Genomic DNA, 14,710 nt, shown 5'->3' with positions numbered 1-14,710 from the left:
CGGGTTAGATGGCTTCAAATTTGCTCAAAGGGACGATGATTTTAACCATTGGTCTCTTATTATCAAGAATTCTAGGGGTTTTATATGTTATTCCTTTCTATCAAATCATAGGGGAAGAATATATGGCTCTTTATCAATATGCATATACTCCATACTCCATCATGCTGGCAATTGCCGTTTCTGGAGTTCCGGTAGCAGTATCGAAATTTGTATCCAAGTATAATGCATTAGGCGATTATGCTACGGGACGAAAGCTTGTAAAATCGAGCATGGTTCTGATGTCGATTACAGGATTTTTAGGGTTTTTAGCTTTATTTTTCTTAGCTGAGCCAATTGCTCATTTAGTTATCAAGGACGATGAAGCGGACTTTTCAGTTCAGGACGTTGCAAGTGTCATTAAGTTTGTCAGCTTTGCTGTAATCGTAGTGCCTGTCATGAGCTTGGTCAGAGGATTTTTCCAAGGGTATCAGCATATGACACCGACCGCTGTTTCTCAGCTTTGGGAGCAGGTGGTGCGTATCTTATTCGTACTTGCTGGAGGATTCTTCGTTGTTTACGTGTGGAATGCTTCTGAAAAGACGGCAGTTTCTTTCGCAGTATTTGCTGCTTTTCTGGGTGCGATTGCAAGCTTACTCGTACTAGGCTGGTATTGGAAGAAGTTAAAGCCAGAGTTTGATGATTTAATGAATGAGACAGGGAAAGTTAGCTCTGATATATCATTGAAGAATATTTACAAGGAAATTCTTATTTACACGGTGCCCTTTGCTTTAGTTGGGGTTATTAATCCATTATTCCAGTTTATTGACATGATTACGTTCAACCGAGCGATGAATATAATTGGTGTCACTGGAGATGTTTCCAATACGCTACTCGGTATGTTGAATTTTGGTACGCATAAATTAGTCATGATTCCAGTAATGCTTGCCACTGGCTTTAGCATGACGTTGATTCCCTTGATTACTACATATTATGCGAAAAAGGACTTTGGAGAGGTTCGAAAATCGCTAGACCAATCTTTCCAGATTTTATTATTTTTGACCCTTCCTGCTGCGTTGGGGATATCTGTCCTTGCAAATGAGTTTTACCATGTCTTTTATGAGCAAAGTGCTGCGGGAACGGATATACTAGCACATTATGCTCCAGTTGCTATTCTTTTTGCGTTATACCCTGTTACTACTTCGATATTACAAGGTATAGATCGACAAAAAATTATTATTTTAAACCTACTTATAGGAATTTTAACGAAGCTTGTTCTTAATACACCGCTTATCAAGCTCTTTGAAACGAACGGTGCTATTCTAGCTACGGCGGCAGGTTATATTGTGGCGATTTCCTTGAACATGTTTGCAATCCGTAAGGTTTTACACTACAAATCAACGATGGTAGTAAGAAGGGTGTTACTTATTGGTATTATAAACGTTCTTATGCTGGCTATTGTATATATAGTAAAGCTGGGATTGGTGAACTGGTTTACAATCGATGGAAAAATAGATGCTCTTCTTGTAATCTTTGTTTGTGCTGGAGTAGGAGCGGTATTCTATGGATATGTGACGCTTCGCTTAGGATTGGCACAAAAGTTGTTTGGAGAAAGATTAACAAGATTTACGAAAAAATTTGGTTTTTAGGAGAACGGTATGCGATTAGATAAATTTCTTGCCCATATGGGATTCGGCACTAGAAAAGAAGTGAAGTCATTGATTAAATCAAAGGCGATTCAAGTGAATGGTGTAGCAGTAAAGGATAGTGCTATGCAAGTAAATGAGCTAGAGGATAGCATTATGGTGTACGGAGAAAAGGTCGAATACAAGCAATACATTTACTTGATGATGAACAAGCCACCAGGCGTAGTCTCTGCTACAGAGGATACAAGAGACCGGACTGTGATCGATTTATTAGAGGAGGAAGACCGCCATTTTGCTCCTTATCCAGTTGGAAGGCTGGATAAGGATACGGTTGGTTTGCTGTTGCTTACAAATGATGGAGATTTGACTCATCGCCTGCTTTCCCCTAAGAAGGACGTTCCGAAGGTTTATTACGCGAAAGTACAAGGTAGGGTAACGGAAGAGGATATACAAGCTTTTGAAGAAGGCGTAACGTTGGACGATGGGTATCATACAAAGCCAGGATATTTAAAAATCCTTTCACGTGGAAATATTTCAGAAATTGAGTTGACCATTACAGAAGGGAAATTCCATCAGGTGAAGAGGATGTTTGAGGCTGTCGGAAAGAAGGGTATTTATTTGAAAAGGCTTTCTATGGGAGACTTAAAACTGGACGAGGCTTTACAGGAAGGCGAGTACAGAGAACTGACAGAAGAAGAGCTACATATGCTTGAACAAAAGAAGGACCAAGCTTAACAGCAAGGTCCTTCTTTTTCATATGGAATTTCTAAGATGTCATTCTCACTCGTTTGTTCGTCGTGGTCCATTTACCTCTTGTCGGGCTAATGACTAAGTCATTAAAGGCTAGCACATTCAAGTCTCGTTGAATTGTGCGAGGAGTGATGCCAAATTCATCGACCAGATCTTGTGTTGTAACAGTTCCGTTGTCTCGGATGAACATATACATGTCTTTGATTCGATTGAGCATCCGATCAGTAGTTGGTTTCAAAAGTACCCACTCCTTCATCTTCATATCTCATGGCAAGACTAGCGGACGACATGGGGTAATAGCAATAAATTGATTGCACTTAAGGTCCCCTTTACTATATAGGTATCAGAAAATTTATTATCTGACAATTATATTATAATAGATAGAAACAGAAAATTCTATAAAAAAACTAATCTTTTTGTGAAGAATTCGTAAATATTTCTTTTCTTGTGGTGGTTAAAAGGGTTTGAAAAGATATAAAGGACTAAATACTTATTTTCCCCGTTTTTAATTTTTAGAAGATATAATGTGAATAAATTCAAACTGGTGTAGAATAGTCATAAATATAAGTTGGAGGTAGCTACATGAATTGGTTAGAAAAAGTAGAAACGAAAAAAGAAGAGATAATTAGTGAGTTGCAGAATCTAATAAGGATTCCATCTGTACTAGATGAAAAGAATGCAACAGAGGAAGCGCCGTTTGGAGCTAAACCACTCGAAGCATTAAATCATATGCTACAAGAGGGAGAGAAAGAAGGCTTTTTAACAAAAAATGTAGATAATATGGCAGGTCATATTGAAATGGGTGAAGGGGAGGAAATCTTAGGGATACTATGTCACGTAGATGTGGTACCTGAAGGAAAAGGATGGACTTATCCTCCATACGAGGGGGTAGTAGCGAACGATCGAGTGTATGGTCGAGGAGCAATCGATGACAAAGGACCAACAATTGCTGCGTGGAATGCGATGAAGCTTGTCAAGGAATCTGGTATAGAGCTTTCTAAAAGAGTGCGATTAATCATCGGAGCAGATGAGGAAAGTGGTTTCCGTTGTATGAAGCGTTATTTTGAAAAAGAAGAAATGCCAGATATGGGCTTTGCACCTGATGCTGATTTCCCGATTATCAATGCGGAAAAAGGGATTGCAAATTTAATCTTTTCTCAAACAGGCTCCTCTGATGTAGAAACCATTCAATTTTTCCAAGCAGGAAAAAGAACGAACATGGTGCCAGATGAGGCATTTGCGTTTGTATTTGGCGGACTTCCTTCTATTAAACAAAAATTTCAGGAATTTTCTGCTGAGAATGGCATAACAGGAGAAGTAACACAGGAAGGTCCTGGAGTAAAGGTTTTGGTACATGGCAAATCTGCACATGCAATGGAACCAGACCAAGGCGTAAATGCAGCTGTTGTACTTGCAAAGTTCTTACAGCAGATTCCTCTTACTCCACACTCGAAGGCATTTGTAGACTTTTTAGTAAATGCATTTGGAGAAGACAGCAGAGGTCATGCATTAGACTTACATTTCACTGACGAGGTTTCTGGCGATACTACATTAAATCCAGGCGTCATCCATTATGCACCTGCACAAGGCTCCTGCACACAGGTTAGCATGAGGTACTCTGTGACCTATCCATTAGATGAAAAGCTTGCTGCATGCAGAGAAAAGTTGAAGGATACAGGTATCACATTAGACCTCGGCTCTAATTCAAAGCCGCATTTTGTGGATCAAAACGATATCCTCATTCAATCCTTACAGAAGGTTTATGAGCGTCAAACTGGAGAAAAAGCAAACCTGCTATCCATTGGGGGAGGCACTTATGCAAGAACTATGGAAAAAGGGGTTGCATTTGGAATGGTCTTCCCTGGTAGAGAAGATGTTGCTCACCAAGCGGATGAGTATGTAGATATTGAAGATCTGTTAAAGGCTACTGCCATCTATGCGGATGCTATAGTCGAACTAGCAGGCAAAAAAGGAAAGGAAGAGTGAGATGACAAAAATTCTTTGGAATAACCAGCTGATAGAAGAGGATAAGGTAGTCATTGGCTTTGAAGACAGAGGCTATCAATTTGGCGATGGCGTATATGAAGTAATTAAGGTATATGATGGAAATTTATTTACAGCAAAAGAGCATATTAATCGATTATACGAGAGTGCAGATAAAATCCAATTAGTGATTCCTTATACAAAGGATAAGCTGCATCAAATGATATATGAGTTGATGGAGGAAAATAAATTAGAGAATGGTCATGTATACTTACAGGTTACTCGAGGTACTTGCTTTAGACAGCATCATTTCCCAGATCCTGCTGTAGACTCTGTATTAACTGCTTATACAAAGGAAACAAAGCGACCACTTAAAGATTTAGCTCATGGAGTGAATGCTTGCTTTGTGGAAGATATTAGATGGCTTCGCTGTGATATCAAATCCTTAAATCTATTGGGGAACGTTATGGCTAAACAAGAAGCAGTAGGAAAAGGATGCTTTGAAGCAATTCTTCATCGCGGAGATATTGTAACAGAGGGCTCCTCCTCAAATATGTACGGAATTAAGGATGGTGTGATCTATACACACCCAGCAACAAACTTAATTCTTAACGGTATCACTCGCCAAGTAATATTAGATTGCTGCAAAGAAATAGGAGTGCCAGTAGTTGAAGAGGCTTTTACCAAGGAACAGGCACTTCAAATGGATGAGTTTTTTATGTCCTCAACAAGTGCAGAGGTAATGCCGATAATAAAGATTGAAGATACAACTATTGGAAATGGAGAGCCAGGAGAGATCACTCAAAAGCTTCAAAAAGCTTTTGAGAAAAGAATTCCTACATCTATACATGCATGAGTAACCACTATTTTATAGGAGTGAAAATTCCTCCATGGATTGCAGAGAAGATTGTCCAAGCAAGGCAAGAGACGACGCTTCGAAAAACGCATAAAAGCCTTCCATTAAAAGAGGATTTGCATATAACACTTAGCTTTTTAGGAGCTGTTGCGCCTGATGACTTAGAGGAGCTGATGCAGTCACTCGAGCAGATTGACTGGATTCCTTTTTCTTTAATGACTGATGGACTAGCCTTCTTTGGCAATGAAAGGACTCCTCGTGTTGTATTTGTTGGTGTTCAACATAAGGAAGAACTTCATACGTTACAAATGGAAGTAGCAAAAGTAGTTTCCTCCGTACTGGGTATTACTGATACAAGAGCCTATCGTCCGCATATCACCATTGCTAAAAAGTGGGCTTCTAGGGCTAGCTTAGATATAGAGAATTTTGATATAGAGGAAATGTCTTTTCAGGTAGAGAGCTTCTCCATTTTTCAAATAAATCCAACCAAAACCCCTCGTTATGAGGATGTACATTTATTCGCTAGTAGGAGGGAATGAAGTGGCTCAGCTTGTTAAGCTTCAAGATTATATTTCAAGATATCAAATAGATTTGAAAAGATATCCGACTCAATTTGTTCGATTAAAAAAGCAACAATGGGAGCGTACGAAAAGTGAATGGGAAGATGGCTCTTTAAACGCTCAATGGGTAGAGGAAGAAGTGGTGGAGGACGACTTGGAGAAAAGCTCTTTTTTCTCCAAGCTCTTTCGTCGAAAGAAAGACCCCCTTTATGAGGAGGAAGTTGCGGCAGAGGAAATCGAAGAACTCATTCCTGAAGAAGATACCACCTTCCATTTTCAGCCCAATATCGTGTACCAGCCTCAAACGTTGGAGGAGCTAAAAAGAATGTATTTAGATCAGCTCTTTCATTTTCAAATTAAATGGGCAAGCTCTACATTGTTAGATAAATCCTACGTAGATCCGAAATTTATGAGGGACAGCTTATTAAGAACGCTGACATTACATTTACCTGATAATTATTTTTTATTGTACTATCCAATATTGAAGCTTAAAAAAGCACCAATAGAGTTAGAGATTCTATTAATCCTTCCTACTGAAATTATTTGTATAGTAGTTCTGGAGGGGCATGATTTAGATGCATTCATTGGAAGCAGTGACCGCTTTTGGCTTCGAAAGAGCGGAAAGGAAGAAAAAAAGGTACTTAGCCCGCTTATAAACCTAAATAGAATGGAGTCGATTATCCAACAGGTTTTTCAAAAGGAAGCAATCGATTTGCCTATTAGAAGAGTTGTGCTAAGTAGAAATGGCTATATTGATTACCCGGGAGCTGTGTACAATACGCAATTTATTGATACAAGGAAATTTCAAGCTTGGTTTAAGGCTCTTCAATCCAATCCTTCCCCTATGAAGCATATGCAATTCAAGGCTGCGCAGTCCCTTTTAAATCTTGTCCAAACAACTTCTTATTCTAGAGCGGGAGGGGAGTTGGATAGTGAGGGGTCAAATGATTAACGTGACAGTTATTATAAATGAGCATGCAGGAAACGGGAAAGCAAAGAAATTATGGAGTGATTGGCAGCCTAAGATTGTTTTCCCTTACACAGTCCTTGTAACAAAATATAGGGGACACGCTCAGGAGGTTTCTCAAAAGATTGCTGAACGTATGGAACCACAATTGATCATCATCCTAGGTGGCGATGGAACTGTACATGAAGTAATTTCAGGAATCATTGGAAGTGAACAAGTTCGAATCGGAGTCGTTTCCACAGGAAGCGGAAATGACTTTGGTCGAGCTTTTTCTGTATTTACTACAACTGAACAGCTTAACCAATATGTTGAGAATATAGATGCTGTCGATACTTACGATGCAGGGATATTTTCATTGAACGGCCAACAATTTAGCTTTGTTAATAGTGCTGGCTTTGGATTTGATGCAAAAGTGTCTGTCTCTGTTAATAATTCGTTTTGGAAGAGCAGGTTAAATACTGTAGGTTTGGGAAAGCTTGCGTATATTCTATTGCTGATAAAGGAATTGTTTTTATTCCGAACATTTTCCACCACTTTACGAATAGGAGAAGATAGGGTAAAGTTTGATAATGTTTGGTTTGTCACAATAAGTAACCAACCGTATTACGGAGGCGGTATGAAAATATCACCGAAATCTTTACCCAACGATCAACTGTTCGAGATTACCGTCGTACACAACCTGTCGAAATGGAAGCTGCTGCTTGTTTTTGGTACTGTATTTTTAGGGACGCATACAAAATTTAAAGAAGTCAAACAGTTCCAGACAAATATGTGTCAGTTGACATTTAAAGATAGCACCCTGGTACATACAGATGGTGAATTTGCTTGTGGGGTTTCTCCGTTTGAAGAAGTCCAGGTATTTGTTCTCCCCCATGCGTGGAGAAATGCAACAACAAAGAAAAAGGAGTTAAAATCATGAGGTTAAGACATAAACCATGGGCTGAGGAATTTATCAATGCACATCCAGAAATTATTATTCCGAACCCAGAGGACTATAAAGGAAATTGGCAAGCTATATTTGGAAATGATAATCCTCTCCATATAGAAGTAGGAACTGGAAAAGGACAATTCATTACGGGTATGGCAAAGCAGAACCCGGAAATTAATTATATTGGAATTGAGCTTTATGATAGCGTCATCGTGTCTGCACTAGAAAATGCATTAGACGCTCAGCCACTGCCAAATTTACGTTTATTAAAAGTAAATGGTGCACATTTGGACAAGTATTTCGCTAAAAATGATGTTCACCGTGTTTATTTAAACTTTTCGGATCCATGGCCAAAGACGAGACATGCAAAGAGAAGATTAACACATGAAGGATTTTTAAAGCTGTATGAGTCAATTTTAATAGACCATGCGGAGATTCATTTTAAAACAGATAATCGTGGATTATTTGAGTATTCGTTAGTTAGTATGTCTTCTTATGGCATGAAACTAAAGTATGTATCATTGGACTTGCATGCTGAAATGCCTGAAGATAATATTATGACGGAATACGAAGAAAAGTTTTCCGCAAAAGGGCAACCGATTTACCGACTGGAAGCTCAATACGTTTAAAAAAAGGGGTTGGCATGAATGGATATGTTCACTTTTCATGAAATGACATTTACATGGCTGAAGGGAGGGACTACTCATTTGGACGGGGGTGCCATGTTTGGAGTAGTTCCTAAGCCATTATGGGAAAAGAAATACCCTGTAAATGAAAAAAATCAAATTGAATTAGCTTCAGACCCTATTTTTATTCAATACAAGGGACATCGTATATTGGTGGAAACGGGACTTGGCTTTGGCAAATTTAACGAAAAGCAGCTTCGTAATTATGGGGTTAGTGATCAATCGGTAGTAGATGATAATTTAGTAGAGCTTGGGTATTTGCCAGAGGATATTGATATTATTCTAATGACTCATTTACATTTCGACCATGCTTGCGGATTAACAAAATGGGTAGATGGGGATCTGGTTCCTGCCTTTCCGAATGCGAAAATATATGTATCCGAGATTGAGTGGAATGAGATGAGAAATCCAAATATTCGATCGAAAAATACCTATTGGAAGGAGAATTGGGAGCCTATTCAGCACCAGGTTGTCACGTTCTCGGATTCCATGGAGGTAGTAGATGGGATAGAGATGATCCATACTGGCGGTCATAGTGATGGACATAGTATTTTGGTGTTTAAGCAAAATGGTGAGACGATTGTTCATATGGCGGATTTGATGCCGACGCATGCTCATCAAAATCCACTATGGGTGTTAGCTTTTGATGATTATCCGATGGCTTCTGTGTTTGCGAAGGAAAAGTGGATAAATGAAGGCTTGCAGAATGGGTATTATTTTAGTTTTTATCATGATGCTTTTTATCGGTTGGTTAAGTGGAGTGCCGATGGGAAAGAGATTGTGGAGAAGGTTGAGCGAACAAAATAGTTTTTTTCAAGCGATAATCCAATTGGGTTATCGTTTTTTTAGTGTCTGTGGCTCTGGGGAGAGAAGAAGAAGAAGAAGAAGTGAGGTCGCTCTTGGCGGACGCTTGGAGTGGAGGCCAACAGGATGTTGGTCAGGAAAACGTTGTCACACGATGTGACGTTCTTAGTTTTCCATCCACAAGGTAAGCCAGCACCCATCGCTAACGCGCGTGGTTGTGCTGTCTTACCTACCACCCTGCTCCCACCGGAGTCGCCGCCAGCCGCTTCCTGTTAGAGATAGAATCTAGTATCTTCTCTAATCTTTTTACTCTATAGAGATTGGAGGCGTAAAGTTCCATTCTTACAATCTAATCAGTACATATAGAATAAGCCATACTTAACGATGATATATACATTACTACACACCCACACCATCTTTTCTGTCCATAGAAAAAGTAAAGAAACCCTCCCATGCAAAGAGCCGTCTTATCGAGTTTCATGTTGTCGATAAGATGGCTCTTTTAGTTTACTCAAACCATTGGGCTTTTGGCAATTTGATTTGGCTGAGTCCAAGGGGAGTAGTTATTATATAAAAAGTACAAAAGCAGGATAGCAGAACTCTATTAGACTCGTTAGTGTTTTGATTTTTAGATTTTTACTAGATCAACAACGGTGCCGGTTTTTGCATCTGCTGCAAATTCGAATTGTTCGAGCTCGCCGTTTTTAATGCGGGAAACTCCGCCTTTATATACATCTAATTTAATTACATCTTTTTGATATGGTTCGGGAGACATGAAAATCCAAGAACCATCAATTGGTCCTTCTTCTTTAAAGGAATCTTTAATATTATTAAGAACTAAATCTGCAGGTTTGTTTTTATTTATTCTGGAAGCAGCTTGACTAGCAACCACTCCAATGACAATACCTGTGCCTAGACCCATCATATAATCTCTAAGTTTCATCCATATTCCTCCTCTTCATCATTTATTTAAGTGTATCACAACACTGGAAAACTGATAAATTTTTCGATTATCGAAGTTTTAGTATAGTAAACGGGTAGAACTTTTATTACAATAGAAGATGAATCTTTTTGAAATAAATAGAAAATACTAAAGCTTTAGGAGGATACTTGCACTATGAATGGAGAAACACTTTCCTTATTTAAGACATTAACCGAGTTACCTGGAGCACCTGGTAACGAGCATGCAGTACGTTCTTTTATGCGTGAAGAGCTAGCAAAGTATTCTGATGAGATTGTCCAAGATAATCTTGGGGGTATTTTTGGCGTTAAAAAGGGCGATGAAAACGGACCAAGAGTGCTAGTTGCTGGGCATATGGATGAAGTAGGCTTTATGGTTTCAGGGATTACGGATAATGGTATGCTACGCTTTCAGCCACTAGGTGGTTGGTGGAATCAAGTATTGCTTGCCCAACGCGTAGAAATAGTGACAAAGAATTCTACGATTCCTGGAGTAATAGGCTCTATACCTCCTCACCTCCTAAGTGATGAGGTTCGCAATAAACCGATGGATATAAAAAATATGTTAATTGATGTTGGTGCAGACGATAAAGAGGACGTAGCAAGAATGGGTATACGTCCGGGAGACCAAATAGTACCTGTTTGTCCATTTACTCCGATGGCTAACGAAAAGAAAATAATGGCGAAGGCTTGGGACAACCGTTATGGCTGTGGACTTAGCATTGAGCTATTAAAGGAGCTTCAAGGCGAAAAGTTACCTAACATGCTCTATTCTGGTGCTAACGTAATGGAAGAGGTTGGACTAAGAGGTGCCCAAGCATCTGCTAACATGATTAAGCCAGATATCTTTTTTGCGCTAGATGCTAGCCCTGCAAATGATGCCTCGGGCAATAAGAATGAATTTGGTCAGCTAGGCAAGGGCACGTTGTTACGTATCTTTGACCGTTCCATGATTACTCATCGTGGTATGAGAGAATTTGTATTGGATATGGCAGAAACACATAATATCCCATATCAATACTTTATCTCTCAAGGCGGAACAGATGCAGGAAGAGTGCATACTGCGAATGAAGGTATTCCGAGTGCTGTAATAGGTATCTGTTCAAGATATATTCATACATCTGCATCTATCATACATACGGATGATTACGCAGCTGCGAAAGAGCTCCTAGTGAAGCTTGTAAAGGCATGCGATAAGACAACCGTAGAGACAATTAAAGCGAATGTATAAAAAGATGCCCTCGAGGCATCTTTTTTCACATCATCATTCGTTCATAGGAGATATTTAATGAAAATATTAATTGGAACAAAAAATAAAGCAAAAACATTAGCTGTAAAAAACGTTGCAAGTCTTTATTTTCCGGAGGCTATTTTTGAGAACCAATCCGTTTCATCTCTTGTTGCGGATCAGCCTGTGAGTAATGAGGAGACCAGACGAGGAGCAATCAATAGAGCCAGACAGCTTCTAACGAAATTTGATGGGGATATAGCAATTGGATTAGAAGGTGGGGTAACCCAATTGGAAGAGCAGATGTATGTCTGCAATTGGGGGGCATTAGCAACAGCTGAAGGACAAATCTATACAGCGACTGGTGCTGGTATTCCTTTACCAGAAGAGGTTGCTACTCAAATAAGAGAAGGGATGGAACTTGGTCCGGTCATGGACGTCTTTACGAATAAGAAAGGTATACGTCATGAAGAAGGGGCTGTTGGTGTATTTACGGATGGTCTTGTCAATAGAAGTGAAATGTTCGAGCATATTATGAAGCTCCTAATTGGACAATATTTACTCTCGCAAAAACAGAAGTAAGAAGAAAAGTACTTCTAGTTGCAAGGAAACATAATCATCGTTAAAATATATAGCAGTCATGCTTGAATGGGAGGAACCAAAATGACTGGAAAATGGATGCGACTAATTCTCGCGTCACTAGCTGTCATTTTATTAGTTGGATGTGCTTCTTTGGAAGAAAGAGCTGTCGATGGATTAGAAAGTGCAAAAGAAACATTTCTAGGTGAGCCAGAGACACCAAACAATGAAGTAGGCAATATAAAATTATTTTTACCTAGTGGATATTCTGTAGAAGATGAATCGAACGAATCGAATATACTCTTATCAAAAGGCAAAGATTCTTTTATATTATTTATTAATCCAAATGAAACACCAAAAAGTAAATTATATTACGAACTGATGATGGCAAATAGTAATGTGAATATCATAAAGGAAGAAGTGTTTGAGGCAGAGAACCGTTTTGGTTTTGCTGCAATCATTCAGAATGGTGAAGAAAGCTTCGAACTGGTTACAAGTATCGGTGGAATGAAGCTAACGACTATTTCTTCTGAAAAGAATATTGCAAGTAATTTGAACGAAATGATGACGATTATCCGATCTATCCAGACACAATAGGAGGAATAGAGAATGGAAAACCTAGCAAACTTGGAGCAATTTGAGAAATTGACACAAGGAAAGAAGACTGTATTTAAATTTACAGCCGATTGGTGTCCTGACTGCCACTTTATCGATCCTTTTATGGACGAGGTAGAAAAAGAGTTTTCGGATTTCACTTTCATCTCGGTAGATCGAGACAAATTTTTAGACCTATGTAGCCAGCTGGACATCCTTGGAATACCAAGCTTTGTTGCATTTGAAAATGGTAAAGAAATAGGTCGTTTCGTTAGCAAGAATCGCAAAACTCGAGAAGAGATTGAATCATTTCTTCGAACGCTTTAAGTGGACGGTTCACGTATGTGAGCCGTTTTATACTTTACCATGATGGAAAGGGTGGTATGATGAAGGCTCTTGAATTGATAAGAGAATTTAAGAAGAGACTATCCGAGGATACGTATAGTTACGACTACAATAGAGAAACGAATAAGCTTCGTTTAACCCATAAGGGTCTGGAGAGAGGAATTGAGATTTCCGTCCCGCCTATCCTAGCTAAATATGAAACAAAAAAAGAGAAAATAATTGAAGAGGTTGTTTACACTATCCATCAGACGTTCGAAGCGATGGAAAAAGAAACAGCTATCGATTTGTCCGGAGCGATTTATCCTGTTATCCGTTCTACCTCCTTCCCAAAAGAATCGAAGGATGGCAATAAATTCGTCATGAAGGATCATACGGCTGAGACGAGAATTTATTATGCAATAGATTTAGGAAACACCTATCGCTTGTTGGATGAAAAGATGATTGCAGAGCGAGGTATACGAGAGACAGAGGTTCGTGAACGTGCTCTTTTCCAAGTAAGAAACTTACCAAACAAATATAAAAAAGATGAAGTAAATGGTAATATCTTTTATTTCTTTAATAACAATGATGGTTATGATGCAAGTAGGATTTTAAATGAATCTCTATTGAAGGAAATGAAAAGCCAAATTTCTGGAGATATGACTGTATCCGTACCTCACCAAGATGTTATGATAATTGGAGATATACGAAACGAAGTAGGCTATGATGTGCTAGCTCAGATGACGATGCACTTTTTTACTGTTGGGACTGTACCTATCACCTCTCTTTCCTTCATCTATGAAAACGGAGAGCTGGAGCCTATCTTCATTATGGCAAAGAATCGAGTGACAAAGGAGCAAGAAGACAAATGAATATTTTTTACAATGCTGCAGGCGTAGGAGACGTACTATTAATTCAATTAAACACTGATAAGGTGGAAAACGTTCTAACGGAAACAAAAGGAAATGTTACTTTTGTCAAAAATGCAGAAAATGAGGAAGTAGTTGCAATAAACATTTTTCAGTTTGGCAGCTACCATAAAATAGAGTCAGCTGGCCCGGTTACACTTACAGAGGAATTCGTAAGTATTGTCCAACAAGCATTGGACGCAAATGAAGCGAATTATCAACTGGATGTTGATCTATCACCAAAATTTGTAGTAGGCTTTGTTGAATCCATTGACCAGCATCCAAATGCAGACAAGCTAAAAGTTTGCCAAGTAGACGTAGGTGACGAGAAGCTACAAATTGTATGTGGTGCACCGAATGTTGATGCGGGACAAAAAGTTGTAGTAGCTAAGGTGGGGGCTGTAATGCCTTCTGGAATGCAGATAAAGGATGCAGAGCTTCGTGGCGTTCCTTCTCATGGTATGCTTTGCTCTGCAAGAGAGCTTGCTCTTCCAAATGCACCTGAAGTTAAGGGGATACTAATTTTAGATAATGATGCAGTGGTTGGAAGCCCATTTGAAGGTAACTGATTAGCAAAGCGATAAGTTATAAACAATTGGTTGTCGTTTGATAACTCTCGAAAAAAGCATGGCAAGCAAATAAAGCTAGCCAAACATTTGAGAGCGTTCTACGACAACCAATTTTTTCGTGGGTTGCATGGTAAATTTAAACCGATATAGCTTTGTGGATGAATATTTGACATACATAACAGGGAAAACGTTCTTAGATAATTAACTCCAAAACTAAGGTCATGATGTATTAATAAGCGTTTACATATTATAAAAATATGATGTGGAGTAAATGTTATACAACTAACTTCTTAATAACTCCCGTATACTCATACTTTTTTTGACCTATTATTTAATATAATAAGGACGGATACCTTAATTATTGGTAAAATAAAAGGTATCGAAAAGAAAGA

17 protein-coding genes are annotated in these 14,710 nt (G+C 38.8%); 15 read left to right on the top strand and 2 right to left on the bottom strand.

What is annotated here, in order from left to right; all coding sequences use genetic code 11:
* Nucleotides 1-8 precede the first annotated feature (8 nt).
* Together AC1ECF_RS14380 and AC1ECF_RS14375 are read left to right on the top strand one after the other, a co-directional pair.
* Nucleotides 9-1,625 (top strand): putative polysaccharide biosynthesis protein, encoded by a 1,617-nt coding sequence (locus AC1ECF_RS14380; protein WP_480390127.1) that lies wholly within the window; start codon nucleotides 9-11, stop codon nucleotides 1,623-1,625.
* Between the two features lie 9 nt (nucleotides 1,626-1,634).
* Nucleotides 1,635-2,357, top strand: coding sequence for a pseudouridine synthase (locus tag AC1ECF_RS14375; protein WP_480390126.1), 723 nt, complete (start codon nucleotides 1,635-1,637; stop codon nucleotides 2,355-2,357).
* A gap of 31 nt (nucleotides 2,358-2,388) precedes the next feature.
* Here the strand turns inward: AC1ECF_RS14375 and AC1ECF_RS14370 are convergent, their stop codons facing one another.
* Nucleotides 2,389-2,610, bottom strand: coding sequence for a DeoR family transcriptional regulator (locus AC1ECF_RS14370; protein ID WP_480390125.1), 222 nt, complete (start codon nucleotides 2,608-2,610; stop codon nucleotides 2,389-2,391).
* A gap of 344 nt (nucleotides 2,611-2,954) precedes the next feature.
* Here AC1ECF_RS14370 and pepV point away from each other — a divergent pair, with 344 nt between their 5' ends.
* The 7 genes from pepV to AC1ECF_RS14335 are packed head-to-tail and all read left to right on the top strand — an operon-like array spanning nucleotide 2,955 to nucleotide 9,159.
* Nucleotides 2,955-4,358 (top strand): dipeptidase PepV, encoded by a 1,404-nt coding sequence (gene pepV / locus AC1ECF_RS14365; protein WP_480390124.1) that lies wholly within the window; start codon nucleotides 2,955-2,957, stop codon nucleotides 4,356-4,358.
* A gap of 1 nt (nucleotide 4,359) precedes the next feature.
* Nucleotides 4,360-5,211, top strand: a complete 852-nt coding sequence (gene dat, locus AC1ECF_RS14360) for a D-amino-acid transaminase (RefSeq protein ID WP_480390123.1) — start codon at nucleotides 4,360-4,362, stop codon at nucleotides 5,209-5,211.
* Nucleotides 5,208-5,750, top strand: a complete 543-nt coding sequence (gene thpR, locus AC1ECF_RS14355; protein WP_480390122.1) for an RNA 2',3'-cyclic phosphodiesterase — start codon at nucleotides 5,208-5,210, stop codon at nucleotides 5,748-5,750. Before dat ends, thpR begins: the two co-directional genes overlap by 4 nt.
* A 1-nt stretch (nucleotide 5,751) precedes the next feature.
* Nucleotides 5,752-6,723, top strand: a complete 972-nt coding sequence (locus tag AC1ECF_RS14350; protein ID WP_480390121.1) for a nuclease-related domain-containing protein — start codon at nucleotides 5,752-5,754, stop codon at nucleotides 6,721-6,723.
* On the top strand, nucleotides 6,716-7,657 hold the full coding sequence (locus AC1ECF_RS14345) for a diacylglycerol/lipid kinase family protein (RefSeq protein WP_480390120.1): 942 nt from the start codon (nucleotides 6,716-6,718) through the stop codon (nucleotides 7,655-7,657). The genes AC1ECF_RS14350 and AC1ECF_RS14345 overlap by 8 nt, the downstream gene beginning before the upstream one ends.
* Complete coding sequence (gene trmB / locus AC1ECF_RS14340; RefSeq protein ID WP_480390119.1) at nucleotides 7,654-8,295, top strand: tRNA (guanosine(46)-N7)-methyltransferase TrmB; 642 nt, start codon at nucleotides 7,654-7,656, stop codon at nucleotides 8,293-8,295. The genes AC1ECF_RS14345 and trmB overlap by 4 nt, the downstream gene beginning before the upstream one ends.
* Before the next feature lie 18 nt (nucleotides 8,296-8,313).
* Nucleotides 8,314-9,159, top strand: a complete 846-nt coding sequence (locus AC1ECF_RS14335) for a YtnP family quorum-quenching lactonase (protein WP_480390118.1) — start codon at nucleotides 8,314-8,316, stop codon at nucleotides 9,157-9,159.
* Between the two features lie 625 nt (nucleotides 9,160-9,784).
* Here AC1ECF_RS14335 and AC1ECF_RS14330 read toward each other — a convergent pair.
* A complete protein-coding gene (locus tag AC1ECF_RS14330; RefSeq protein ID WP_480390117.1) occupies nucleotides 9,785-10,099 on the bottom strand; it encodes a hypothetical protein in 315 nt (104 codons plus the stop codon).
* Between the two features lie 174 nt (nucleotides 10,100-10,273).
* Here AC1ECF_RS14330 and AC1ECF_RS14325 point away from each other — a divergent pair, with 174 nt between their 5' ends.
* The 6 genes from AC1ECF_RS14325 (at nucleotide 10,274) to ytpR (ending at nucleotide 14,318) form a co-directional block, all read left to right on the top strand.
* Nucleotides 10,274-11,347 (top strand): M42 family metallopeptidase, encoded by a 1,074-nt coding sequence (locus tag AC1ECF_RS14325; protein WP_480390116.1) that lies wholly within the window; start codon nucleotides 10,274-10,276, stop codon nucleotides 11,345-11,347.
* 57 nt (nucleotides 11,348-11,404) lie between these two features.
* The gene (locus AC1ECF_RS14320; RefSeq protein WP_480390115.1) at nucleotides 11,405-11,926 is read left to right on the top strand and encodes a DUF84 family protein; all 522 of its coding nucleotides are present in this window, start codon (nucleotides 11,405-11,407) and stop codon (nucleotides 11,924-11,926) included.
* 81 nt (nucleotides 11,927-12,007) lie between these two features.
* Complete coding sequence (locus AC1ECF_RS14315) at nucleotides 12,008-12,520, top strand: hypothetical protein (protein WP_480390114.1); 513 nt, start codon at nucleotides 12,008-12,010, stop codon at nucleotides 12,518-12,520.
* 12 nt (nucleotides 12,521-12,532) lie between these two features.
* Entirely contained in the window at nucleotides 12,533-12,844 is a 312-nt protein-coding gene (locus AC1ECF_RS14310) for a thioredoxin family protein (RefSeq protein ID WP_480390113.1), read from the top strand.
* Between the two features lie 59 nt (nucleotides 12,845-12,903).
* Entirely contained in the window at nucleotides 12,904-13,713 is an 810-nt protein-coding gene (locus AC1ECF_RS14305; RefSeq protein WP_480390156.1) for a DUF1444 family protein, read from the top strand.
* On the top strand, nucleotides 13,710-14,318 hold the full coding sequence (gene ytpR, locus AC1ECF_RS14300) for a YtpR family tRNA-binding protein (protein WP_480390112.1): 609 nt from the start codon (nucleotides 13,710-13,712) through the stop codon (nucleotides 14,316-14,318). The genes AC1ECF_RS14305 and ytpR overlap by 4 nt, the downstream gene beginning before the upstream one ends.
* Nucleotides 14,319-14,710 lie beyond the last annotated feature (392 nt).

The sequence above is a fragment of the Psychrobacillus sp. Z3-81 genome, from assembly GCF_056620325.1.
Note: the sequence above shows the minus strand (reverse complement) of the source record. Positions and strands in the feature narration are given on the sequence as shown.